Genomic DNA, 23,245 nt, shown 5'->3' with positions numbered 1-23,245 from the left:
GGATCACCTTCAACGCGCCAGGTTGACCGCGCGCGGCGCCACGGACTGCAGCGGCCCGGCCCGCACCCGCGCAAGATAGTCGGGCAAGGGGCCGGCCGGCACCAGTCCCTCGCGCTGCGCCCAGCGCGACTGGCTCTCCAGCGTCGCCAACAGCGATTGGTCGAGGTCGATGCGGAAGTTCATGTCATCGAAGGCCGCGCGGGCGACCGCCGGCTCGAGCTTCAGGCGCTGCGCCAACCAGGCGCGGCTGGCCGACGGCTGCTGCTCCAGCAGCTGCTGGCCGCGCAGCACGGCACGCAACAGCCGCTGCAGCGTGTCGTCGCTGACGCCCTGGTCGGCCGGCAGGCTGATCAGGTGGGCCGCCAGCGTATACACCCGCGCCATGGGCAGCACCACCGCCTGCGGCCCCAGCGCTGCCAGCGCGCGCGCGGCGTTGGGCTGGTTCAGGCTGACCGCGTCGATCTCGCCGCGCACCAGCGCGCCGACCACGTCGGTGTATTCGAGGGGCACCCGTTGCACCAGCGCTGCGTCGACGCCACTGAGCAGCAAAAAGGTGTCGAGGTAGTAGTGCGACACCGTGCCGCGCAAGAAACCGACGCGGCGGCCCTTCAGGTCGGCCGCGCTGCGCACACCGCGATCGGCGCGCCCGATCAGCTTGCTCTCGGCGCTGGAGCGTTCCAGCGTCGCAATGATGTCGAAACGCAGCCCGGCGTGCGCGGCGAAGACGATCGGCGTGTCGGCCACGGTGGCCGCCTGCACGCTGCCGGCGCGCAGCAGCTGCATGCATTGGAAGCCGTTGATGCACGTCACCGTCTTCACGTCCAGACCTTCGGCGGCGTAGTAGCCCTCGCGCTCCGCGAGCAACAGCGCGGCGTACTGCGGCGTCTGGGCCACCGCCAGCGTCAGCGGGGCAGCGGTCGCCGCACCCGTGGCCCCCGCCCCCGCCAGACCCAGCGCGACGCAGGCCCCCAGCCAAGCCCAAGCCCAAGCCCGACGGCAGGCGGCAAACCGGCTGATCACGGGCGGCCTCATCGGACGATGGTGACCGCGCGGCGGTCGATCGCGGCCAGCGGCGCGGGGCGCAGCGCGCTGAGATAGTCGGGCATCGCCGGATTGGACACCAGTCCGGCGCGCGCTGCCCAGCGCGACTCGGCCTCTAGCGTGCCGATCAGCGTCTGGTTGAGCTGCAGCCGGAAGTCGAAGCCTTCGACGACGGCGTCGACGAGTTTGGGGTCCAGCTGCAGCCGCGTGGCCAGCAGCGCCCGCGCGCGCGCCGGTTCGGCCTGCAAAAACACGCTGGCGCGCTGCAGCGCCTCCAGCAGCCGGCGCAGGCGGTCATCGTCCAGCCCTTGCGCGGCGGTCTGGCTGACCAAGTTCACCGTGGCAGTGTACAGCAGCCGCGGCGCCGGCAACAGCAGCGCCTGCGCGCCCAGCGTGCGCAGCGCCTGACGCGCGTGCGGCTGGTACAGCGCGGCGGCGTCAACCTCGCCGCGTGCCAGCTGCGCCGGCGCCTGTGCGGCGTCCAGCGGCACCAACGTGACGGTGGCCGGGTCGATGCCCTGGAAGCGCAGAAAGGCATCGGCGTAGAAATGCGCCGTGGTGCCGCGCACGAAGCCGATGCGGCGCCCGGCCAGGTCGGCCGCGCTGTGGATGCCGCGGTCGCGGCGGGCGATGAACTGGCTTTCCTGGGTCGAGGTCGCCAGCGTGGCGACGATGTCGAAGCGCCGCCCCGCGTGTGAGGCCATCACGATCGGCACGTCGGCGACGCCGGCCACCTGCGCCTCGCCGTCCAGCAGGTGCTGCAGGCAGCGCTTGCCGTTGACGCAGCGGATGACCTTGACGTTCAGCCCTGCGTCGGCGAAGTAGCCCAGACGCTCGGCGAGCAACAGCGTCGAGTAGTGTGGCAGCTCGCCGATGGCCAGCGTCAGCGGCGCCGCCGCCGCCCGGGCCGGCAAGGCGCCCAGCGACACCACCGCCAGCAGCCAAACGGCCAGCGGCCACCACAGGGCTTGCCGCAGAGCGAAGGCGGTGCGGCGCATCATGCGTGCCCCGCCGCGCCCAGCCGCAGCGCCGTGAGGCGGTTGCGGCCTTCGCCCTGTGACCGGGTCGGCGCGGTGCCGGGCCAGGCGTCCCAGGCCTGCAGTTCAGACAGGGCGCGGCCGAGCAGCCGCGCCGGCTCGACGCCGAGCCGCCAGCCCGCTGCGGTGTTGGCCAGTACGATCTGGGTGTCGGCGTCGACGGCCAGCCAGGCGTCGGGCGCCGCGGCCACCAGGTCAGCCACCCGGGCTTCGCCCAGCCGCTGCCAGGCGCTGCGCCGCGCCCGCTCGCCGGCCTCGGCCTCGTGCCGCTGGCGCAGCAGGTTGCGCACGCGCGCCTGCAGCACCGCCGGCGGAAAGGGACGCCCCATGAAGTCGCTGGCGCCCAGGCCGAAGGCCTGCGCATCGTCGCGCCAGTCGGCGTGCGGTCCCAGCAGCAGCGAGACGTGGCACAGCGCCGGGTCGGCGCGCAGGCGGCGGGCGAGCGCGAAGCCGTCCATGTCCCGCAGCTGCAGCGTCGCGACCAGCACGTCCACCGGTTCGCGCGGCATCAGCGCCAGCGCCTCGACCTCGTAGTCCGGCTCGCGGTGGCTGGTGACCAAGATCACCGCCACGCTGGCCAGCGCCAGGTCGGGCCGCTGCTCGCGGGTCAGGCGCAGCGCTTCAGCGTCGCTGCAGACGAAGTGCAATTCGCCGACACGGTCCAGCATGCGGCCCAGAGCCTGCACGGTGCTCGGATCGTCGTCGACGATGAGGATACGCGGCGCAGCAGCCGTCAGGGCCTGGGTTTCGAATGCCCGGGCGTCATGCGCCGTCACCGGCAGATCGTGGGGTTTCATGCGGGCTCTCCTTGCCTGCCTGGAGTGTCGGGCGCCGAGGGCGCCAACGGGGCCAACGCCATGGCCACGGCCTCGGTCTGGCTGAAGTCGCCGACCAGCATCTCGCGCTGGCCGGCCACGTGCAGCAGCAGCGCCGGCGTGACGTAGATGCGTTCGGCCAGCGCCTCTTCGGGCTCGGCCAGCACGTCCACTGTGCGCACCGGCAGCGTGATGTGCAGCGCGGCCAGGGCCGCCGTGAGGTTGGTGCGGGCGCGACGCGAGGCCGGGCTGTCACCCGCCAGATACAGCGTCAGGCGCGGGACGGGGGCGGTCATGCAGCCCTCCGGCGGCGTCCGGCCGCGGCGGTGGTTGGGGTGCGGGGCGGCGGCTCCGTGCCACGGCGCGCACCCAGGCCCACGCGGCGGGCCTGGTCCTGCGTGCTTTCGGCCAGCCGCCGTTCGCGCACCTCGCGCAGGCTGGTTTCGCGGCTTTCGTACTCGCGCTGCAGGGCGGCGATACGGATCGCCAGTTCACCCTGCGCGTCCGCCAGCGCGCGCTCGCTGGCCTGCGCCGCGGCGGCCTGCTCGGCGCGCGCGCGCGCGGCCTGCTGCTCTTTCTGCCAGCGCAGCGTGCCGGTCAGCACCTCGCCGTCTTCGACATAGGGCGTCGCGAGATGCGCGCCGCTGGCGTCGAGCACCAGCTCGCGCACCTGGTTCGAGTGCGCGGTGCCGCGCGCCTTCACCACGGTCAGCAGGCGGTTGCGCTCGCCGGCGCGCACCAGGTAGGACAGGTGGACCCAGACGTCGGCCATGGTCGAGGCGTGGATATCGGACGACTCGGTGTCGAAGTCCGAGCGGCTGACGATGCAGGGCATCAGCAGCGTGATGCCCTGCAGCTTGCAGAGCTGGAAGATGCGCAGCAGCGCGCCCAGCGCCACCGATTCGCCGCCGCCCTTGAGCAGCGCAGTGATCGGGTCGATGACCAGGCAGTCGGGCCGTCGCTGCGCGATCATCTCGTGGAGCTCGGCAAACACCAGCTCGGCGCTCTGCGAACGTGCCGCCATGCCGCGCATGGCCAGCCGGCCACTGTCCAGGTGCGGCTGCAGGTGCACGCCGATGGAGCCGAGGTTGCGCACCATCTCGCCGGGGCTTTCGTCGAAGCAGACCATCAGCGCCGTCTCGCCGCGCGCGCAGGCGGCGGCGACGAAGCTGCTGCTGATCGAGGTCTTGGCGGTGCCCGGCGCGCCGGTCAACAGCAGCGCGCTGCCGCGCAGGATGCCGCCGCCGAGCATCGCGTCCAGACCGTCGATGCCGGTGGCCAGGCGGTCGCTGAAGACCCGGTAATCGGTCGAGGCCGGCAGCACCGGAACGAGATCGAAGCCGCGCGCGCCGATCAGGCAGGGCACGCGGTTGCCGTAGTGCGCCGAGCCGCGGTACTTCAGGATGCGCAGCGTGCGCATCGACAGCGTGTCGACCATCTGCGATTCGAGGTCGATGACGCAGTCGACCAGGTAGCTCAGGCGCGATTCCTCGGTCAGCTCGGTGCCCCAGTCGGCGCCGCGCTTGGTGGTGACCAGGCAGGTCAGGCCGTGGGTTTCGATCCACTGGTGCAGGCGCATCACCTCGCGCCGGCGCGCGGCGTCATCGACCATCAGCGACAGCATCGCGTCCAGCGAATCGAACGCCACCCAGCGCGCGCCCGTGCGCTGGGTCAACGCGGCCAGGCCGGCGAGCAGGCCGCTGAGGTCGGCGTCGCCGGTGTGGCGCACGTCCAGCGGCATGCGACCGTCGAGCAGGTGCACCTGATGGCCGACCAGCGCGTCCAGGCCCCAATCGAAGCTGGCGACGTTGCGCACGATGTCTTCGGGACGCTCTTCGAAACTGACGAATATCGACGCCTCGCCGCGTGCCAGTGCCGCGTGGCGCAGCACCTGCAAGCTGAAGATCGTCTTGCCGGTGCCGGCGGCGCCGACGACGATGGACGCCCGCGCCTTCGGCAGGCCGCCGCCGGTGATCTCGTCGAAGGCAGCGATGCCGGTGGCGAGTTTCTCGACCCCGATCGTCGGCGTCGGCCTCCCCGGGGTCGGCGTGCGCATCGTGCGGCGGCGCGTGGCGGTTCGGGGTGTCTTCATGCGGTCTCCTCTTCTTCCAACAGCGCCAGGGCCTGGGCGAAGTGCAGGTTTTCGATGGCTTCGCGAGCCGCATCGAAGCGGGCGTTGCCCAGCACGGCGCGCAGGCCGTCGGCCAGCGCCTCGAAACAGTCCAGCGCCGACAGATCCTGCACCCGCAGCCGCTGCAGCAGGTCGTCGCGCGCGGCGGGCGTCAGCGGCTCAGCCCGCGGCGCAAGGGCCACCGGCAGCGGCTGCGCCAGCACTGGCGCGCTGGCCTCCTGCAGCTGGCGCAGCGCACGGGTCAGCGCCGCCATGCCGTCGAGCAGCGGCGCCGTACCGGATATCGCGGCTGCCGCGGCTGGCCGGCGCAGCCACGCCTCCAGTTCTCCGGCCAGCCGCTGCACGGCACGCGCGCCCAGCATGCCGGCGCTGCCGCGCAGCTTGTGGGCGCGCGCCGCCAGTGCCGCGCACTCGGATTCCTTGCCCGGCACCACCGGTGGCTCGACCATCAGATCGGCGAACTCGCGAAACAGGCGCTGCAGCAGGCTGCGGAACAAGGCCAGGTCCTGGCCCAGACGCAGCGCGGCGTCGGCGCCGTCGATGCCCTCGATCTCGGGCCAGGGCAGCTGGCCGGCGTCGGGCAAGGGCAGTTCGCGCAGGCGAACCGGCAGCGGCTTGCCACGCGCACGTTCGACATGCCGCCGCACGCCGCGGATCAGGCCGTCGGGGTCCAGCGGCTTGCTGATGAAGTCGTCCATACCGGCGTCCAGCGCGCGCTGGCGCTCGGCCAGCAGCGCGCCGGCCGTCAGCGCCACCACCGGCAGCTGCGCCAGTCCCAACTCGCCGCGGATGCAGCGCGTCGCCTCGTGGCCGTCCATGCCCGGCATCTGCACGTCCATCAGCACCAGGTCGAAGGACTGCGGCGTCTGGCGCAGGCGCTCCAGCGCGTCGGCGCCCGATTCGCAGGCGGTGACCAGCGCGCCCTCGCGACCGAGGATGCGCGCGGCCACCTCGCGGTTGATGTCGCTGTCGTCGACCACCAGCACGCGCACGCCGGGCAGCCACAGCGCGCCGGCACCTTCCAGCCGCGTCGCGCGCAGGGCTTTCTCGGGGTCGCCGCTGCGGCGGGCCACCGCGCGGTTGACGGCGTTGAAAAGCGACGAGGCATCCACCGGCAGCGCCAGCCGGCTGTCGACCTGCGGGTCGTCGGGTAGCGCGCGCAAGGTGGCGGCGTCGGCGCTGCTGACCAGCACCGCCGGCGGCAGCCGCTCGCGGCCGATGGCAGCGGCCAGTGCGGCCAGTGCCTGCAGGCCATTGCCGCCCGGCAGCTGCCAGTCGATGAGCAGCGCGTCGGGCAGTGTGTTGTGCTCGGCCTGGCGGCGCAGCGTCTGCACCGCTGCGTCGGAACTGGCCACGGCTTCGGCGCGCCAGCCCAGGGCATGCGCCTGCGCCAGCAGCGTGGCCGCCTGCAGCGGGTCGTCATCGACGACGAGCAGGCGCAGCGCAACGCGGGAGGGCGTGGACGCCGCGGTGTCGTCGGCCACCGCACCCAGCCGCAGCGTGACGCGAAAGATGCTGCCCTGGCCCGGCGTGCTGTCGAGCTGGACCTCGCCGCCCATCAGCGCGCTCAGCTCGCGCACGATGGACAGTCCCAGGCCGGTGCCGCCGAAGCGCCGCGTGGTCGAGCTGTCGGCCTGGGCGAACGGCTGGAAGATGCTCTCTTGCGCCTCGGGCGCGATGCCGAGGCCGGTGTCGTGGACCTCGAAGCGCAGCGTCAGGCCGGCCTGGTCGCGCGCGACCAGGCGCAGCACCAGGGCCACGCTGCCGCGCTCGGTGAACTTGACGGCGTTGGCCAGCAGGTTGCTCAGCACCTGGCGCAGCCGGCCGGCATCGCCCAGCACGCGCTGCGGCAGGTCCTCGGGCTGGCTCAGGCGGAAGGCCAGGCCCTTGGCCTGGGTCTGGTCGCCGTACAGCGTGGCCATGCCGTCCAGCAGTTCGTGCAGGTCGAAAGGCGCCAGCTCGATCTGGGCCTCGCCGGCCTCGATCTTGGCCAGGTCGAGCACGTCGTTGACGACGCCCAGCAGCGAGCGGCTGGCGAGCTGGATCTTGCCGACGAAGCTGCGCTGCTCGGGATCGAGCCAGCCGTGCTCGAGCAGGTAGGTCAGGCCGATCATGGCATTCAAGGGCGTGCGGATCTCGTGGCTCATGTTGGCCAGGAAGCTGCTCTTGGCGGCGCTGGCCGCCTCGGCGGCCTGCATCGCGCGGCGCATTACCTGCTCGGCCTGCTTGCTGGCGGTGATGTCGTGACGGATGGAGAGGTACTGCTGCGGCTTGCCGTCGCTGTCCCTGAGCGGCGCGATGATGCTGTCCACCCAGTACAGGCTGCCGTCCTTGGCGCGGTTGCAGACCTCGCCGCGCCAGACCTGGCCGGCGACAATGGTGCGCCACATGTCGACCCAGAAGGCGCGGTCGTGGCAGCCCGAACTCAGGACGCGGTAGTTCTGGCCGACCAGCTCTTCGCGCGCATAGCCGCTGATGCGGCAGAAGCCCTCGTTGACGTCGGTGATGTTGCCCTGAATGTCGCCCACCGAGTACAGCGAGTGCGCCTTGATCGTCGCCAGCAGCGCCTCGTTCTCGCGCAGCGCGTCGGCCAGCCGTCGCTCGCCCTCCTTCACCGCCGAGATGTCGTGCACCAGCACGTAGAAGCCCTGCACGACACCGTCGACGACGTCGGGCAGGTAGTGCGCCAGCGAATGGCGCAATCCGCTGCCGCCGGGCAGCGGGATCGCCCGCTCGAAGGTCTGCGGATCGCCGCGCAGCGCCGCCTCCAGGAAGGGCCGGTTCTTCTCGAACAGCGTTTCGCCCAGCAACTCGCGGATGTGGCGGCCCGCCATCGCGCCGGGGTCGACGCCGAACCAGGTTTGGTAAGCGTGGTTGGCAAAGCGGTTGCACAGGTCGCGGTCCCAGTAGCCGATCAGCGACGGCACGGCGTCCAGCACGGCCTGCAGATCGCGCTGCGCGGTGCTGAGCGCGGCGGTGCGCTCGGCCACCTGCTGCGCCAGCCCCGCGGCCAACAGTTCGCGCTGGCGCTCGGCGGCGCTACGCGTGCTGATGTCGCGCAGCGTGCGGCCCACGCTGGCCAGCCGGCCATCGGGGCCGGCGATGGGCGAGAGGGCGATCGACATCACCACGCGCTGGCCGTCCTGGCGCATCAGCACTTGGTCGAAGGGCTCGACCGGCTCGCAGCGCTGCAGCCGCTGGCGCACCGCCTCGGCCATCGGCGGGCTGTCTGGCGGCAGCAGCAGCCGCGCCACGTCCTGGCCGATGGCCTGCTCGGCGCTGTGGCCGAGCAGCCGCTCGGCGGCGCGGTTCCAGCCGGTGATCACGCCCTCGGGCGAGGTGGTGATCATCGCGTCGCTGGAAAACTCCACCAGCGACTGCAGATGCCGACGCGCCTGCTGCGCCGCCAGCCGGCTACGCCGGATGGCCTGCGCCAGCGCCAGCAGCGCCGTGGCCAGCACGGTCAGCACGGCCCCGGTCACGAACACGCGCGCAGGCACCGGCAGGTGCAGCGCGGCGACGAAGGCCGGCTGCGCCTGCAGGCGCAGGCGCCACGGGCGGTCGAAGCGGCGGCGCTCGATCGTCAGCTCGGCCGTGTCGGCCGCCACCCCGGCCGCCGGCCTGGGGCTGGTGTACAGCGTTTGTGCCGCCGTGCCCGCCTCGCCGGCATCCGTCAGTGTCAGCGTCAGCCCGTCGCCAGGCGTGTCGACGTCCTGCATCACCTCGTCCATGAACAGCGGCGCATAGACCCAGCCGGCGCAGGCGGCCCAGCGCTGCTCAGCGCTGTCCAGCGCCTGGCCGGGCCGGTACACGGGCAGCACGAGCAGGTAGCCCGCCCGGTGGCCAGAGGCGAGCAGCAGGCCGATCGGCGCGGACAGCGTGGCCTGACCGCTGCGCGCCGCCGCCTCGACGGCCGCGCGGCGCACGGGGTCGGAAGCGACGTCCAGGCCCAGCGCCAGGCGATTAGGCGCCAGCGGCTCGATGAACCGCACCACGTACCGCTCGCCGTCGTGCGGCACGAGTTGGCGCACGGCGAACCCTGGCGGCCCGTCGCGGGCGGCCGCGGCGGCGAAGGCGGCCTCGCGGTCGGCCGGCACGCGGCGGATGAAGCCGAAACCGCGCGCGCCCGGAAATTCGCGCGGCAGATCGCGTGCGTTGGTGTAGGCGGCGAAGCCGGCGTTCGTCACGCTGTCGACACCGATGGCCAGCACCACGCCACGCGCCGCGCTCAGACCGGATTCGTAGCGCTCCACCCGTTCGGCCACGCGCCCAGCCATCTGATCGCCGGCGGCGCGCAGCGCGTCGCCGACGCGGCGAACGTTGTCGGCCGCCTGCCAGCGTGCCGCGGTGGCCGACAGCAGCAGGCCGGCAGCCAGCAGCAGGCACGGCCACAGCCTGGCACGGCGGGCGACTTGGGGACTTTGCAGCACCACGCCGGCTCCTCAGCGCCGCTGCAGCGCGGCGGCGGTGTTGGCCGCCGCGGGTGACAGGGCGGGATGCGTGGCCTGGCCGAGGGCACAGCAGCGCCCGCGCCCGGCATACTTGGCGGCGTAGAGCGCGCGGTCGGCCGCGTCCACCAGCGCATCGGCCGCCATTTGGGTGTGCGCGCCATCGGCGGTGCGACGGGCCGCCGCGGCACCCACCGACACCGTCACCACCCGCCCGAGCGGCGAGCCGGCATGTTCGATGTGCAGCGCGGCGACCGCGTCGACGGCGCGCTGGGCCAGCGCCAGCGCGCCGTCGATCTCGGTCTGCGGCAGCAGCAGTGCGAACTCCTCGCCGCCGTAGCGTGCCAGGCCGTCGGCGGGCCGCCGCGTCACCGACTGCAGCGCCGCGGCCACCTGGCGCAGGCAGGCGTCGCCTGCGACATGGCCATAGCGGTCGTTGTAGCGCTTGAAGTGATCTACATCGACTATCAGCAGCGACAGCGGCTCGCCGGTACGCCGGGCGCGCTCGCACTTGGCCTGGATGTCCTCGTCGAAGCGGCGGCGATTGGCCACGCCGGTCAGGCCGTCGGTCAGCGCGTTGCGGCGCAGCTTATCGCCCAGCGCCTTCAGCCGTAACTGCATGCCCACGCGTGCCTGCACCACCTCGGCCACCGGCGGCTTGCGGATGAAGTCGGCAGCGCCGGCGGCAAAGCCGGCGACCTCGGTTTCGACGTCGCTGTGGCTGGTGACGAAGATCACCGGCACCTCGGCCAACCCCGGCTCGGTCTTCAGGCGGGCACAGAACTCGAAGCCATTCATGACCGGCATCTCGGCATCCACCAGCACGACATCGGGCGCGCTGGCCCGCGCCAGCGCCAGCGCGTCAGCACCCGACAGCGCAAAGCGCAGGTGACCGAGCCCGGCGAGCATGCGGCTGAGCACCTGCACACTGCCCGGGTCGTCGTCGATCAGCAGCAGCGAGGGCGCTGCGGATGCTGGTTGCGGATCTGCCGCACGGCGCTGCGGTGTCGCGGGGTTCTGAGGGTCGAGGGGGTTCATCAACAAGCCTCCGGCGGCCGTCAGGCCGAATCGGGTGGTGAAACAGGGGGCCGGACGCGGCGGTCGGCCTTTCGGCGAACCTCCTGCAAGGCCTCGAGCGCCAAATCGTGCAGCCCGCCCGCGTGCATCGGCGCGCCGGGGCCGGGCGCCAGCGTGCCCACCCCCACGCTGGCCGTCACCCGCGGCGCCAGCGGCGAGGCCGGGTGCGCAAGGTCCAGCGCATCCAGGCCGCGGGACAGGTCCGCGGCCAGCGCGGCCGCACCCGCGGCGTCGGTGTCGGGCAGCAGCAGGGCGAACGCGTCGGCACCGTGGCGAGCGGCCAGGTCGCCGGGCCGCTTTGCCAGAACGTCGACGACACGGGCCAGCGCCCGCAGGCATTCGTCCCCCGCGGCGGCGCCCTGCGCCTCGTTGTAGGCGCGGAAGTGGTCGATGTCGGCCAGCAGCAGCGACAGCGTACTGCCGCTGCGCTGGGCGCGCGCTGTTTCGTCGGCCAGCCGCTCGTCGAGCACCGGACGGCTGGCCAGCCCCGTCAGGCCGTCCTGCTGCGGCCGCGCCGCCAGCGCGCGGGCCATGCGCGACAGGCGCAGGTGCATCGCGACGCGGGCGCGCAGCGCCGGGCCGATCACGGGCTTGGTCACGAAGTCGGCCGCACCGAGTTCGAAGACCGCGGTCTCGATCTGGGGCTCATGGTGCTGGGTGACGAAGATCACCGGCACCGCCGCCAGCCGCGGATCGGTCTGCAGTGCCTTGAAGACGTCGAAGCCGCTCAGGCCGGGCATCTCGGCGTCCAGCAGGATCAGCTCGGGCACCCAGTCGGCGGCCACGCGCAGCGCCTGGGCGCCGCTGGTGGCGAAGCGCAGCTCGCTGTAGCCCGACAGCAGGCGGGCGGTGGCCTGGATGGTGGCGGGGTCGTCGTCGACGAGCAGGATGCGCGCGTCGAGCAGCGGAGGCATGGGGTTGTTGGGCATGGCAGGTGGGGGAGTGGTCATCGCAGGGGTGGGTTCAAGGCTGGGGTTGGATGCGGGCAAAGCGCAGCGTGAAGCAGCTGCCCGCGCCGAGGACGCTGTCGACCTCGAGTCGCCCGCCCATGGCGGTGGCCAGTTCGCGCGTCAGTACCAGGCCGAGGCCTGATCCCGGCGCCTTGCCGCCCTCGCGGCCCAGGCGGTTGAAGGGCTCGAACAGGTGCAGCAGTTGCTCGTCGGTGAGGCCGGGCCCGTCGTCGCGGACCTCGATCAGCACCTCGTCGCCCTGGGCGTGCAGCGCGATGTCAATGCGCCCATCCGGCCGGCCGTACTTGACGGCGTTCGACACCAGATTGTGCAGGCACTGCTGCAGCCGGCGCGCGTCGGCGCGCACGTGCAGCGTCTCGGCCGGCACGTCGTGGCGCAGCTGCGCACCGGCCTGCTCGGCCTGCAGGGCCAGCTCGCTGCACGCCGCGCGCACCAGCTCGGCTGGATCGAAAGTGGTGGTTTCGACGCGGAACTTGCCGGCCTCGAGCCGGTTCAGGTCGATGACGTCGCGCATCAGGGCCTGCAACAGCCCCGCCGCCTGCGCGATGCGCTCGATCCGTTGCAACTGTGCAGGCGGCAGCGGCGACGTCAGGTCGCTAAGCGCCAGGTGCGAGAAGCCGAGCACCGCATTCAGCGAATTGCCCATCTCATGGGCGATGAAGGACAGCATGCCTGCGGTGGCCTTGCTCGCGGACTCGACCTCGGCATGCCGACGCTGGACCGCCTCTTCGCGGTCGCGCGCGCTGGTGTCGCGCAACACGCAGGTGTGCAGGCGGTCGCGACCGGTTCCCAGGGCGGATTGCACCAGCTCGACCGTCAGCTCGCCGCCGTCGGCCTGCCGCACCTGCTGGCGGCCCGCTGCGGGTCCGGCGTCGGCGAACGCCGGCAGGAACTGCGGCAGGCACTGGCCGACGGCGCTGCCGGCCGCCACCCCGAACATCGTGCAGGCCGCGCGGTTGGCCAGCACGATGCACCCCTGGTCGTCGGCGACGACGATGGCGTCGCTGGCCGCGGCGACAACCTCGGCCACGCGCGCGTCGCCCAGGCCCTGCCAGTGCGCCCGCACCGCCGCCAGGTCGGCGTCGACGCGGCGCTTGCGGTCGATCAGCCGGCACACGCGGGCCAGCAGCACGCCGGTGTCGAAGGGCTTGCCGATGAAATCGTCGGCGCCGCTCTCGAAGGCCAGGGCCTCGTTCTCGGCATGGGCATGCTGGGTGACGAAGGCCACCGACGGACTCTGGCCGGGCGGGTCGATCTTGGCGCGGCGGCAGACCTCGAAACCGTCGAGGCCGGGCATGTCGATGTCCAGCACCAGCAGGTCCGGCTGCAGCGCGGCAGCCATCTCCAGCGCCCGCGTACCGTCGAGAGCAAAGTAGCAGTCGCTGACCTCGGCCAGCAGGCCCTGCAGCAGCTGGATCGTCGCCGGGTCGTCGTCGACGATAAGTACGCGCGGCGTGTGCGGCACCTGCGGCACGCGCAGCGGCGCGGCGGCGTCCGTCGCCGGCTGCCCGCGCCACTGCAGCTGCCGGCGCACCCGCGCCAGCACCTGCGAGGCCACCAGCGGCTTGCTGATGAAGTCGGCCGCCCCCATGCGCAGCGCTTCGGCCTCGACCTCGGGCTCGGTGTGGCTGGTGGCGAAGACCACCGGCACGGCCGCCGTCACGGGGTCGGCGCGCAGTGCCTTGAAGACCTCGAAGCCGTTCAGGCCGGGCATCTCCGCGTCGAGCAGGATCAGGTCGGGCCGCTGCGTGCGGGCCATCGCCAGCGCGTCCTCGCCGCAGGTCGCGAAGCTGACCTGGGCGAAGCCGGTCAGCAGGCTGCCGAGCTGGCGGATGGTGGCCAGATCGTCGTCGACCACCAGCAGGCGAAAGGCGGCATCCACGTTCGTTCGCGCGGGCGCGAGGGTCAGGTCGGGGCTCATGACAACACTCCTGTGGTGGCCGCGCGGCGGCCTTCGGCCTCGGCGAGCGCCGATTCAATGCGTTCGGCCAAGGTGCACACGTTCAGCGGCTTGGTCCAGTAGTCGTCGAAGCCCGCAGCCCGCGCCTGCGCCACCTGATCGGGCATGGCGCCGGCCGACAGCGCGATGCAGAGCAGGCCGCCCAATGCGATGTCGGCGCGCAGCGCGCGCACCAGGTCCAGCCCCGACATGCCCGGCAGCTGAATGTCGCTGAGCACCAGCGCCGGGCGGCAGGCCTGCACCAGCGCCAGCCCGGCCGCGGCGTCGGCGGCGTGCAGCACGGTCCAGCCCGGGCGCACCTGCAGCGCGTCCTGCACCAGCAGCGCGTTGACGGGCTCGTCTTCCACATACAACAGCGTCAGTGTCTGCAGGGTGGCCGCGGGCGGCGGCACGGTGTCGGGCGGTTCCGCGTGGGCGGGCACCGGCACGGCGGCCCGCGGCAGCCGCACGCTGAAGGTGGCACCCATGCCGGGCGTGCTGGCCACGCTGATGCGCCCGCCCATGGCCTCGACGAACTGGCGCGAGATCGCCAGGCCCAGGCCCAGCCCTTCCACCGGCGAGTGCTCGGCGCCGAGGCGGGCGAAGGGCTCGAACAGGTGCTCGATCTGCTCGGCTGCCAGGCCCGGACCCTGGTCGCCGATGTCGATACGCACGCGCTGCGCATCGCTGGCATCGACGCTGAAGCGCAAGTCCAGGCGGCCGTCGCGGCGGTTGTACTTGATGCCGTTGCCAAGCAGGTTGACCAGCACCTGGCGCAGGCGCAGCCGGTCGGCGTGCACGGCCAGCGTCGCACTGTCGGGCGCGGCTTAGAGGTGGACCTGCACGCCGCGCTCGGCCGCCGCCGTGCTGACCAGCGCCAGCGCCTCGTCGACCACCGGCGCCAGCAGCAGATCTTCGACCGCCACGACCGGCTGCGCGTGCTCGATGCGGGCCACGTCGAGCAGGTCCTGGATCATGCCCAGCAGGTGCTGCCCGGCATCCTCGATCTGGCGCAGGCGGGCCGCCTGCGCCGGCACCAGCGGTGCCGCGTCATCCATGCGCATCAGCTGCGCAAAGCCCAGCACCGCGTTCAGCGGCGTGCGCAGTTCGTGGCTCATGCGTGAGAGGAAGGCGGTCTTGGCGGCGCTGGCCTGTTCGGCGGCCTGCTGCGCGCGCAGCGCGGCCTCGGCGCGCCGGCGCTCGGTGAGGTCGGTGTTGACGCCGGCCACGCGCAGCGCGCGGCCGTCGGCGTCGCGCAGCACGAAGCCACGCGACAGCACCGGCACGGCGTGGCCGTCGCGGTGCAGCAGGCGGTACTCGAGCTTGAAGGATTCCTGCGCCGGGTCGGCCAGCACCGCGGCGTACGCGGCGGCGACGCACGCGCGGTCGTCGGGGTGCGTCAGCCGGTGCCAGAGGTCGGCGTCGGCCGGCAGGTCGCCCGGTTCGTGGCCGAGCATCTGCAGCCAGCGCGGCGCGTAGTAGGCGGCGCCGTCGACCAGGTTCTGGTCCCACGGTGCGTCGTTGGACCCGCGCAGCACCAGTTGCAGCCGTTCCTCGGACTCGTGCAATTCGCGCTCGGCCTCCTTCAGCCGCGTGACGTCGGTGAAGCTGACCACCACCTCGGTGGGTACACCGTCGGTCCCCAGCACCGGGTAGGCGTTGCACATCAGCCAGACGAGCTGGCGGTCGCTCGACCGGTAAATGCCGAGGACGAGCTGGCGCACCACCGCGCGCGTGGCGACGGCCCGGTTGACCGGGTATTCCGGGATCGGCATGCGCGAGCCGTCGGCGCGGATGAAGCCCCAGCGCGGGTCGGTGTTGACGGCGCCGCGGATCTCGTGGCGGCCCACGCCCAGCAGCCAGGCCGCCGTCTCGTTGGCGTACAGGATCTCGGTGTCGGCGCGGTGCACCACGATGCCGGCCTGGATGTGGTCGAGCAGGAAGTCGCGCCGCTGCTCGACGGCGCGCAGCGCGGCCTCGGCGCGGCGGCGCGGGCTCACGTCGTCGACGATGCCCACCCAGTGCGTGCAGCGGCCCGCCGCGTCGTGCACCGGGTCGAGCCAGCACTCGCGCCAGCAGGGCGCGCCGTCGGGCGCGCGGCCTTCGACCTCGGCGTGGAAAGCGCGGCCGGCCGCCAACGCGGCCCCGACCGCAGCCGCCAGCGCGGGGGCGTCGCCGCTGCCCCGGCACAGCGCGTCGGCCAGCTGCGTGGCCGGCGTGGCAGTGGCTGGAGCGCCGGCCAGTTCGGCGGCGCGTGCGTTGCACCATCGCACGCTGCCGTCGGGGGCGGCCAGCCACACACCCTGAATGGTGCGCGCGAGGGCATCACCCAGCAGTTCGGCCGGGGGCAGGCCGGCCTCAGAGGCGGCGCCCGGGGTCGCTGCAGGGTCGTCGTGCATCGCCATCGCCTCAGGTCTCCAGCGCCCCGAGCTCGACCAGGCGGCTCTCGCCGCGGTCGAGCCAGGCCTCGATGCGCTGCGGCAGGGCCCGCACGTCCAGCGGCTTGGTCCAGTAATCATCGAAACCGGCGTGCATGGCGTCGACGATCTGTTCGTCCATCGCGTCGGCCGACAAGGCGATGCACACGGTGCGCCGGATCGCCGGGTCGCGCCGCAGCGCCTGCACCACGGCCTGGCCCGACAGGCCCGGCAGGTTGATGTCCGTCAGCACGATGGTCGGTTGCAGGGCCTGCGCCAGTGCCAGCCCGCTGCGGCCGTCGGCGGCATGGAACAGACGCCAGTGCGGGCGCGAGTGCAGTGCCTCCTGCACCAGCAGCGCGTTGATGGGGTCGTCTTCGATGTAGAGCACGGTGACCCCGTCCTCGTCGCGATCGACCGGGGACTCGACAGTCGTGGTTCGCGGGGTACCCACGGCCACGGTGGCCGGCGGCAGGGCATCGACACGCCGCAGCCGCACGGTGAACTGGCTGCCTTGCCCCGGCACGCTGGCCACGGTGATCTCGCCGCCCATGGCTTCGACCAGCTGGCGCGAGATCACCAGCCCCAGGCCGCTGCCCTCGACCTGGGTGTGTTCGGCGCCCAGGCGCTCGAAGGGCTGGAACAGTCGGGCGCACTGCGCCGCGTCCAGGCCAGGGCCCTCGTCGCGCACCTCGATCCAGATCCAGCCGGGGTCGGCGCACAGCGCCACCGCGAGCGTGCCGCCACGACGGTTGTACTTGACGCCATTGCTGAGCAGGTTGAGCAGCACCTGCTCGACGGCACGGGGGTCGCCCTCGGCGACCAGCGCCGGGCCGTCGTCGGCGGCGCTGAAGGCCAGCAGTACCCCGGCCTGTGCCGCCATCTGCGCCACCATCGGCAGGCAGCCCGAGACCAGTTCGTGCACCGCCAGCGGCTGCAGCGCCAGCTGGCGCGCGCCCTGCTCGATGCGGCTGACGTCCAGCACGTCGTTGATCAGGCCCAGCAGCAATTGTGCCGCGCGGTGCGCGTGGCCCACGCGCTCCTGCTGGCGCGGGCTCAGCGGCTCATCGGTGTCGATCTGAAGCAGTTGCGTGAAGCCCAGCATGGCGTTGAGCGGCGTGCGCAGCTCGTGGCTGACGCGCGAGAGGAAGGCCGACTTCTCGCGGCTGGCCTGCTCCGCCGCCTGCTTGCCGCGGCGCAACTGCTCGACTTCGACCTGCTCGGTGATGTCGGCGATGAAGCCGTGCCACAGGATCGTCCCATCGCCTTGAGACACCGGGGTGGCGCGCGCCGAGCGCCAGGCCAGGCCACCGTCGGCCAGTTCGATGCGGAATTCGTGACGCCAGGGCACCGTTCTGGCGGCAGCGGCGGCCAGCGCTGCGCGCAGCCCTTCGCGGTCGTCGGGGTGGGCACGCTGCAGGAACGGGCGAACGTCATCGCGCACGGCGTCGGGTTCGAGCGCGAACAGCTCACGCACCTGGGGGCTGACGTAGGAGAAACGCGCAGCACCTTGGGCATCGACGCGGTACTGGAACAGCATGCCCGGCGCCTGTTCGGCGAGATTTTCCAGCAGCGCCAGCCGCTCGGCCGAGCGAGCGCGCTCGGCCTGAAGTTCCAGGTGTTCGCGCCGGCTCTCGAACCAGTGCGACACGGCATGCGCCAGATCGGCCAGCAGCGCGGCCTGCCCAGGTTCCAGCTGCCGCGGTTGATGGTCGATGAGACAGAGCATGCCGATGTTCTGCCCCGCCACCGTCAGCGGCATGCCCGCATAGGCGCGCACATGGGGCTCGCCGGTGACAAGGGGGTTCGCGGCGAAGCGCGGGTCGGTTGTCGCGTCGGGCACCTCGAACAGGCTGTTGCCGAGGATGGCATGGGCGCAGAACGCGACCTCGCGCGGTGTCCCGGCTGCAGCCAGGCCGTGCCGGGCCTTGAACCACTGCCGGTGCTCGTCGACCAGACTGACCAGCGCGATCGGATAGCCCAGCAGGCTGGACGCGCAGCGCACCAGGCCGTCGAGCACCGGGTCGGGCGGCGTGTCGAGCACCGCAAGTTCATCGAGGAGCTGCAGGCGGCGCTGCTCTTCGGGGCCGCCGGCGGTCGTGACCACTGTCTTCATGCCCCGGTCTCCCCGATTCCGGCGCGCGAGGCCAGCCAAAGAACGACCGCAGGCAGCACGGCCTGCGGCACCACGTGGGTCAACCGCGGCTGCGGTGGCCAGCGCTCGTCCATGTCACCGTGCAGAAGCAGTACCTGGGTGCCGCTGTGGGTTCGCAGCAGATGGTCGAGGAACTCCCGCTCCAGCGCTTCGCAGAGCCCGGCATCGATGATGGCCAGCGCCGGCGGGTGGTTCGAGGCCGCGATCATGGCGTCGCCCAAGGTACCGACCTGCGACAACCGGGCACGGAGCGGGCTCGATTGCAGCAGCCGCTGGATGGTGGCCGCAACGTCTGGGTCGCTCAGCAACAGCACCGCCACGGGCGGATGATCGCCCGACGGCATGGACGGGGTGTCGGGCTCGCCCGAGGTCGAGCATTTGGGCAGGCTAAGCGGCATCGGTTCGGCTCGGTTGGGGCCGGCTGACAGTGCCGGCGGCTTGGGTGACCTTGAGCCTCGACTGTAGGGAGCAGCGGCGCCGGCGTCTGGCCGGGCACCCCGTGATGCGTGCCGGGAAACCTTGACGGTCGGCTCTGCAGCGCTCGTCGAGAGCGCCAGGGCGCGCTCAGGGAGCGCCGTCGTCGATCAGACCGTGCCGCAGCGCCAGCTTGACCAGTGCCGTGATGTCGCCGGTGCCCAACTTGGCCATCAGCCGGCTGCGGTAGCTGTCAACCGTCTTCGCCGAGACATGCAGCTCGGCGGCGATCTCCGCGCTGGTGCTGCCGTTGACGACCATCACGACCACCTGACGCTCGCGCGGAGACAGCTGCGCAAAGGGGTCGTCGGCGTGGGGTTCGGCCAGGGCGCGCAATGCCAGCTCCCCGACCTCCGGGCCGAAGTGGCGGCCACCGCGCTGTACGCGTTCGATGGCGGCGAGCAGTTCCTCGGCCGGCGAGCCCTTCAGCACATAGCCGGCAGCCCCCAGCCGCAGCGCGTTGGCCACGTGCCGAGGCTGCGCGGACATGGTGAGCACCAGACAGCGCACGGGAACGCGGCGGCTCTGCAGCTCGGACAGCAACTCCAGCCCCGAACGGTCGCCCAGGCTGAGGTCCACCAGCACCACGTCGGGCAACAGGCGCTGCACCTCGGCCAGCGCCACGGTCAGGTCGCCGCTGTCGCCCAGCACCTGGTGGCCCGCCTCGGCCAGCAGCGCGCGCAAGCCGTGGCGCACCACGGCGTGGTCGTCGACGAGGTACAGCCTGGCTGTCACGTCGGCGTCGCCCAGGCCACGCCCATGCGCGTGCCGCCCTCGGCCGCGGTACCGAGCTCGAGCACGGCGCCGATGGCACGGGCGCGTTCGCGCATGCCGATCAGGCCCAGGTGACCCGGGCGCGCGCGATCGGTGACGGGCTCGAAACCGACACCGTCGTCCACCACCTCGAGTTGCACGCCGCGTGCGTCCCCGGCCATCGCCACCCGCACCAGCGTGGCGCCGGCATGGCGCAAGGCGTTGTCCAGTGCCTCGCGGGTGATCATGAACAGAGCGTACTCGACCTCGCCCGGCCAGCGCATGGACTGCGCGGCGGGGGGTACTTCGAGCAGCAGGTCGATGCCCGGGTGAAGAGAGGTGCGGGCGGCCATCTCGTTATCGAGCGCCGCGTGCAGTCCCTCCTCGTCGAGTAGCGGTGGGCGCAGGTCGACGAGCACCTGGCGCACCTGACCCACCGCCTCGTCGACGAGGGCGAGGCTTTGCGCACTGCGCAGCGCGGCGTCTGCCGCGTCAGCCGCTGGGGCCCGCCGTTCGCGGTCGAGGGCCAGTCGCAGCGCCGTCAGGGTCTGGCCGAGCTGGTCGTGCAGTGCCTGCGCCAGCCGCTGCGTGGTGCGCTTTTCCTGTTCGAGCAGCTGGCGCGTCAGCGCCGACAGCTCGAAGCGGTGGCGCAGCAGGTCAGCCTCGGCGCGCACGCGCTCGGTGACGTCGCGCAGGATGGCGGTGAGCACCACCTGCCCGCCGACCTGGGCCTTGGAGATCGAGGCCTCGAGGTCGAGCTCGTGGCCATCGGCACGCAGCCCCTTGACGCGGCCGGCACCCATGGCACGGCGGCTGCTGGCCGACGCGCTGAACCCGGCGATGTCGACGTGGTGGCGTGCGCGCTGCGCCGCCGGCAGCAACCGGTCCATCGACTGACCGTGCAGCGCAGTCGCCGCGACGCCGAAGATGCGTTCGGCGCCCGGGTTGAACAGCAGCACCTGCCCCTTGACGTCGACGCTGACGATGGCGTCGCTGGCGGCCTCGAAGATCGCTGCGTAGGCCTCGCGCTGCTCGCGCAGCGCCTGCTCGGCCAGCACGCGGTCGCTGATGTCGGTGAGGGCACTGAGCACCAGGGTCTGGCCGCCGATGTCGAGCAGCTGCGAAGACAGGCGCCCGTGCACGGTGCTGCCGTTGTGGTGGCGCAACAGCACGTGCGGCGTGAATGCACGGCCCTCGCGCCGCAACGCATCGGCGAAGGGCACACGCTGCGCGGGCTCGGCCCAGACGCCGAGTTCGACCGTGCTGCGCCCCACCATCTCGCCCGCTGGCCAACCGAGGATGCGGCCCAGCTCGTCATTGGCCTCGACGACCAGGCCGTCGTCCAGGCCGGTCAGTGCGATGCCCACCGGCACGGTGTGCAGCATCGCGCTGGCGCGCGCCTGGCTGTCGCGCAGCGCGTCCTCGATCTGCCGGCGCGCAGTGATGTCGGAGATGCTGCCCGCCATGCGCAGCGGCTGGCCGGCGGCGTCGCGTTCGACTTCGCCGCGCGAACGGAACCAGCGCCACTGGTCGTCCTTGGTGCGCAGGCGCAGCTCGATGTCGTAGGGGGCGCCGTGGCGGAAGTGGGCCTGCACGGCCGCGTTCACGGCGCCGACGTCGTCGGGATGCAGGCGGCCGAAGAAGCTTTCCTCGGCATCGGCGAGCTCGTGTGGCGCGAAGCCCAGCAGTGCCTTCCAGCGCGGCGATAGGTGGTCACGCCCCGTGCGCACGTCCCATTCCCACAGGCCGTCGCTGGTGCCGCGCATTGCCCGCGCCAGGCGTCCCTCGCTCTCGCGCAGCGCCTGCTGGGCCTGCAAGGCATCGGTGATGTCGCGCGTCAGGTACAGCCAGCGGCCGTCGGACATGGCGGTGATGCGCGCCTCGAAGCTGCGGTCGGCCCCGCCGACGGTGGCGAGCCGATACTCGATGCGCTCAACGCTGCCGCCGGCGCGGGCGCGGGCCAGCGCGGCAGCGGCCAGCTCGGACACATGGGGCGATACCACCTCGGCGAAGTGCCGGCCATGGGCCTGTTCCCAGGGCGCGGCCAGACTGGGGTGATCGGGACGGCTGACTTCCATGTAGCGGCCGTCCTCGCTGAGCACGAACCACAGGTCGGGCACCGCCTCGAGCACGGCCTTGACGCGGGCCATGGCCTCCTGGGCCTCTGTTCGGCTTTGTTCGAGAGCCTGCTCGATCTGCCTGCGCTCGCTGACGTCCTGCAGCGTCCCTTCAGCGCGCGCAGCTGACGCATCAGGCACGGGCGCGCCACGCATTCGCAAGCAGCACCGACCGAGCGGGGGACGGTGGACATCGAAAAACAGGTCGATCGGCCGCCCGCCGGCGACCAGTGCCTCGAAAGCGCGGGCGATTGAGGAACGGTCCTCGACATCGACCAAGGCGAGCAAGTCCGCCAGGCCGAGCCGGGCGCTGTCGGCGTCGCCAACGAGCAACTGCCGCGCCTGTGGGCTGAGAGTGAGATCCCCGGCCGGAAGACTGAGGGTCCACGACCCGATGCAGCCGTGCTTGAACAGCAGCCACTGCCGGGCTCGCAGCGCCTCGATCTCGCCGTCCGGATCAGGCTGCGGCGAATTCATGGGGAGGACTGGCTGTCGCGACGCATTGCAAAGTTGATGTCTCAGGAAGTCGTGTAAGTGCAACCACTGCGTAGCGGTTTGCCGCGAAGCTGTGGCGGCCATCCCGCAAGGGGTGGGCATCGTGAGCCCGGATAAGGTTGAGGTGCGAGCCATCCACCTTGATCGAAGGAATCCACGATGACCGCCGCCACTATGGCATTGACCGAACTCGCCGAGAAGGGAGCCGACATCGACGTGCTGCGCCAGAGGGTGCAGTTCATGGCCCAGCGCTTGATGGAACTCGACGTCGAAGGACGCTGCGGCGCCGGCTATGACGAAAAGAACCTCGGGTCGCTGAACAGCCGCAATGGCTAACGCGATCGCACCTGGGACACCCGTGCCGGCATCGTCGAGCTGAAGATCCCCAAGCTGCGCCAGGGCAGCGACTTCCCCGAGTTCCTGGAGCCCCGGCGCACGGCAGAGAAGGCGCTCCCCGCCGTGATCGAGCAGGCGTACATCCAGGGCATCTCCACGCGCTCGGTGGACGATCTGGTCAAGGCGCTGGGCATGACCGGCGTGTCCAAGAGCCAGGTCAGCCGGCTGTGCGCCGAGCTCGACGAACGCGTCGGCGCGTTCCTGAACCGACAGATCGAAGGCGACTGGCCGTACCTGTGGATCGACGTGACTTACGTGAAGATCCACGAGGCCGGGCGCATCGAGAGCGTAGCCGTAAAAGTCGCCGTCGGCATCAACACCGACGGCCAGCGGGAGGTGCTGGGGCTGAAGGTCAATACCAGCGAGGCCGAGTCCTTGTGGACGGAGTTCCTGCGCAGCTTGAACCGGCGCAGTCTTCGCGGCCTCAAGCTCGTGATCAGCGACAGCCACGGGGTATCAAGGCCGCTGCCAACAAGGTCCTGAAGTCGACCCAGCAGCGTTGCCGGGCTCACTTCAAGCGCAACGCTCTGGCGCACGCTGGCAAGACGCAGCGGCGCATGGTCAGCGCAGCCATCGGAACCGTCTTCGTGCAGGACTCGGCCGACAGCGCCCGGGCGCAGTGGCGCATCGCAGCTGATCAGCCACGATGCAATTTCCCCACGCTCGTTACGCTGATGGACGAAGCCGAGAACGACGTGCTGGCTTTCATGACCAACTTCATGATGGTTGAGCCGATGAGATTCGGCTCCTGAAGGCGGAGTTGCGCCGGGTGAGCGAGGAGCGCGGCATGCGCTTGTTCGGCAGGAACGACATGAAGAGCGGCGATCGCTTTGCGCGGGCCTTGAATGACGCGTCACTTGAAGTGCTTCGTTACCCGTCCGGCAAAAACCCTCGCGTGTTCACTTAGGAGTGCAGGGAAATGGCGCGCACTGCCTGGTGCAAGGCACCGCGTCGTACCGCCCTGTCAGCAGACGGGTTC

Annotated in this window: 15 protein-coding genes and 1 pseudogene; 1 reads left to right on the top strand and 15 read right to left on the bottom strand. The window is 71.8% G+C overall.

Features of this window, described 5'->3' with window-relative positions:
* Positions 1 to 9 precede the first annotated feature (9 nt).
* From ACTIFF_RS03940 to ACTIFF_RS03870, 15 genes are all read right to left on the bottom strand, one after another.
* A complete protein-coding gene (locus ACTIFF_RS03940; RefSeq protein ID WP_439535653.1) occupies positions 10 to 1,032 on the bottom strand; it encodes an ABC transporter substrate-binding protein in 1,023 nt (340 codons plus the stop codon).
* A complete protein-coding gene (locus ACTIFF_RS03935; RefSeq protein ID WP_439535652.1) occupies positions 1,029 to 2,042 on the bottom strand; it encodes an ABC transporter substrate-binding protein in 1,014 nt (337 codons plus the stop codon). The genes ACTIFF_RS03940 and ACTIFF_RS03935 overlap by 4 nt, the downstream gene beginning before the upstream one ends.
* The gene (locus ACTIFF_RS03930) at positions 2,039 to 2,875 is read right to left on the bottom strand and encodes a response regulator (protein WP_439535651.1); all 837 of its coding nucleotides are present in this window, start codon (positions 2,873 to 2,875) and stop codon (positions 2,039 to 2,041) included. Before ACTIFF_RS03930 ends, ACTIFF_RS03935 begins: the two co-directional genes overlap by 4 nt.
* Positions 2,872 to 3,189: a circadian clock KaiB family protein gene (locus ACTIFF_RS03925; protein ID WP_439535650.1), complete on the bottom strand. Its 318-nt coding sequence runs from the start codon at positions 3,187 to 3,189 to the stop codon at positions 2,872 to 2,874. Before ACTIFF_RS03925 ends, ACTIFF_RS03930 begins: the two co-directional genes overlap by 4 nt.
* Positions 3,186 to 4,985 carry a circadian clock protein KaiC gene (gene kaiC, locus ACTIFF_RS03920; protein ID WP_439535649.1) on the bottom strand — a complete coding sequence of 600 codons (1,800 nt, stop codon included), beginning with the start codon at positions 4,983 to 4,985 and terminating at the stop codon, positions 3,186 to 3,188. Before kaiC ends, ACTIFF_RS03925 begins: the two co-directional genes overlap by 4 nt.
* The gene (locus ACTIFF_RS03915; protein WP_439535648.1) at positions 4,982 to 9,454 is read right to left on the bottom strand and encodes a CHASE domain-containing protein; all 4,473 of its coding nucleotides are present in this window, start codon (positions 9,452 to 9,454) and stop codon (positions 4,982 to 4,984) included. Before ACTIFF_RS03915 ends, kaiC begins: the two co-directional genes overlap by 4 nt.
* A 12-nt stretch (positions 9,455 to 9,466) precedes the next feature.
* Positions 9,467 to 10,510, bottom strand: coding sequence for a GGDEF domain-containing protein (locus ACTIFF_RS03910; protein ID WP_439535647.1), 1,044 nt, complete (start codon positions 10,508 to 10,510; stop codon positions 9,467 to 9,469).
* Positions 10,511 to 10,530: 20 nt separating this feature from the next.
* The gene (locus ACTIFF_RS03905) at positions 10,531 to 11,478 is read right to left on the bottom strand and encodes a diguanylate cyclase domain-containing protein (RefSeq protein ID WP_439535646.1); all 948 of its coding nucleotides are present in this window, start codon (positions 11,476 to 11,478) and stop codon (positions 10,531 to 10,533) included.
* A 34-nt stretch (positions 11,479 to 11,512) separates the two neighbouring features.
* Positions 11,513 to 13,441, bottom strand: a complete 1,929-nt coding sequence (locus ACTIFF_RS03900; RefSeq protein WP_439535645.1) for a response regulator — start codon at positions 13,439 to 13,441, stop codon at positions 11,513 to 11,515.
* Complete coding sequence (locus ACTIFF_RS03895) at positions 13,438 to 14,259, bottom strand: hybrid sensor histidine kinase/response regulator (protein ID WP_439535644.1); 822 nt, start codon at positions 14,257 to 14,259, stop codon at positions 13,438 to 13,440. The genes ACTIFF_RS03900 and ACTIFF_RS03895 overlap by 4 nt, the downstream gene beginning before the upstream one ends.
* A gap of 27 nt (positions 14,260 to 14,286) precedes the next feature.
* Positions 14,287 to 15,864: a PAS domain-containing sensor histidine kinase gene (locus tag ACTIFF_RS03890; RefSeq protein WP_439535643.1), complete on the bottom strand. Its 1,578-nt coding sequence runs from the start codon at positions 15,862 to 15,864 to the stop codon at positions 14,287 to 14,289.
* Between the two features lie 4 nt (positions 15,865 to 15,868).
* On the bottom strand, positions 15,869 to 17,992 hold the full coding sequence (locus tag ACTIFF_RS03885; RefSeq protein ID WP_439535642.1) for an ATP-binding protein: 2,124 nt from the start codon (positions 17,990 to 17,992) through the stop codon (positions 15,869 to 15,871).
* Positions 17,989 to 18,429 (bottom strand): hypothetical protein, encoded by a 441-nt coding sequence (locus tag ACTIFF_RS03880; RefSeq protein WP_439535641.1) that lies wholly within the window; start codon positions 18,427 to 18,429, stop codon positions 17,989 to 17,991. Before ACTIFF_RS03880 ends, ACTIFF_RS03885 begins: the two co-directional genes overlap by 4 nt.
* A 166-nt stretch (positions 18,430 to 18,595) precedes the next feature.
* Positions 18,596 to 19,240, bottom strand: coding sequence for a response regulator (locus ACTIFF_RS03875; RefSeq protein WP_439535640.1), 645 nt, complete (start codon positions 19,238 to 19,240; stop codon positions 18,596 to 18,598).
* Positions 19,237 to 21,852 (bottom strand): PAS domain-containing sensor histidine kinase, encoded by a 2,616-nt coding sequence (locus ACTIFF_RS03870; protein WP_439535639.1) that lies wholly within the window; start codon positions 21,850 to 21,852, stop codon positions 19,237 to 19,239. The genes ACTIFF_RS03875 and ACTIFF_RS03870 overlap by 4 nt, the downstream gene beginning before the upstream one ends.
* Positions 21,853 to 22,029: 177 nt before the next feature.
* Between ACTIFF_RS03870 and ACTIFF_RS03865 the strand changes: the two are divergent.
* A pseudogene (locus ACTIFF_RS03865) lies at positions 22,030 to 22,976 on the top strand (IS256 family transposase); the annotation flags it as partial.
* Positions 22,977 to 23,245: the final 269 nt, after the last annotated feature.

Source organism: Methyloversatilis sp., assembly GCF_051861465.1.
Classification (GTDB): Bacteria; Pseudomonadota; Gammaproteobacteria; order Burkholderiales; family Rhodocyclaceae; genus Methyloversatilis.
The sequence above is the reverse complement of the archived record's forward strand: the minus strand, read 5'-3'. Positions and strand labels throughout refer to the sequence as shown.

What these genes read in the sequence shown, in the direction of transcription:
- ACTIFF_RS03940 (WP_439535653.1), bottom strand. Translation starts at nt 1,032, where the DNA reads ATGAGGCCGCCCGTGATCAGCCGGTTTGCCGCCTGCCGTCGGGCTTGG.
- ACTIFF_RS03935 (WP_439535652.1), bottom strand. Translation starts at nt 2,042, where the DNA reads ATGATGCGCCGCACCGCCTTCGCTCTGCGGCAAGCCCTGTGGTGGCCG.
- ACTIFF_RS03930 (WP_439535651.1), bottom strand. Translation starts at nt 2,875, where the DNA reads ATGAAACCCCACGATCTGCCGGTGACGGCGCATGACGCCCGGGCATTC.
- ACTIFF_RS03925 (WP_439535650.1), bottom strand. Translation starts at nt 3,189, where the DNA reads ATGACCGCCCCCGTCCCGCGCCTGACGCTGTATCTGGCGGGTGACAGC.
- kaiC (WP_439535649.1), bottom strand. Translation starts at nt 4,985, where the DNA reads ATGAAGACACCCCGAACCGCCACGCGCCGCCGCACGATGCGCACGCCG.
- ACTIFF_RS03910 (WP_439535647.1), bottom strand. Translation starts at nt 10,510, where the DNA reads ATGAACCCCCTCGACCCTCAGAACCCCGCGACACCGCAGCGCCGTGCG.
- ACTIFF_RS03905 (WP_439535646.1), bottom strand. Translation starts at nt 11,478, where the DNA reads ATGCCCAACAACCCCATGCCTCCGCTGCTCGACGCGCGCATCCTGCTC.
- ACTIFF_RS03900 (WP_439535645.1), bottom strand. Translation starts at nt 13,441, where the DNA reads ATGAGCCCCGACCTGACCCTCGCGCCCGCGCGAACGAACGTGGATGCC.
- ACTIFF_RS03890 (WP_439535643.1), bottom strand. Translation starts at nt 15,864, where the DNA reads ATGGCGATGCACGACGACCCTGCAGCGACCCCGGGCGCCGCCTCTGAG.
- ACTIFF_RS03885 (WP_439535642.1), bottom strand. Translation starts at nt 17,992, where the DNA reads ATGAAGACAGTGGTCACGACCGCCGGCGGCCCCGAAGAGCAGCGCCGC.
- ACTIFF_RS03880 (WP_439535641.1), bottom strand. Translation starts at nt 18,429, where the DNA reads ATGCCGCTTAGCCTGCCCAAATGCTCGACCTCGGGCGAGCCCGACACC.
- ACTIFF_RS03870 (WP_439535639.1), bottom strand. Translation starts at nt 21,852, where the DNA reads ATGAATTCGCCGCAGCCTGATCCGGACGGCGAGATCGAGGCGCTGCGA.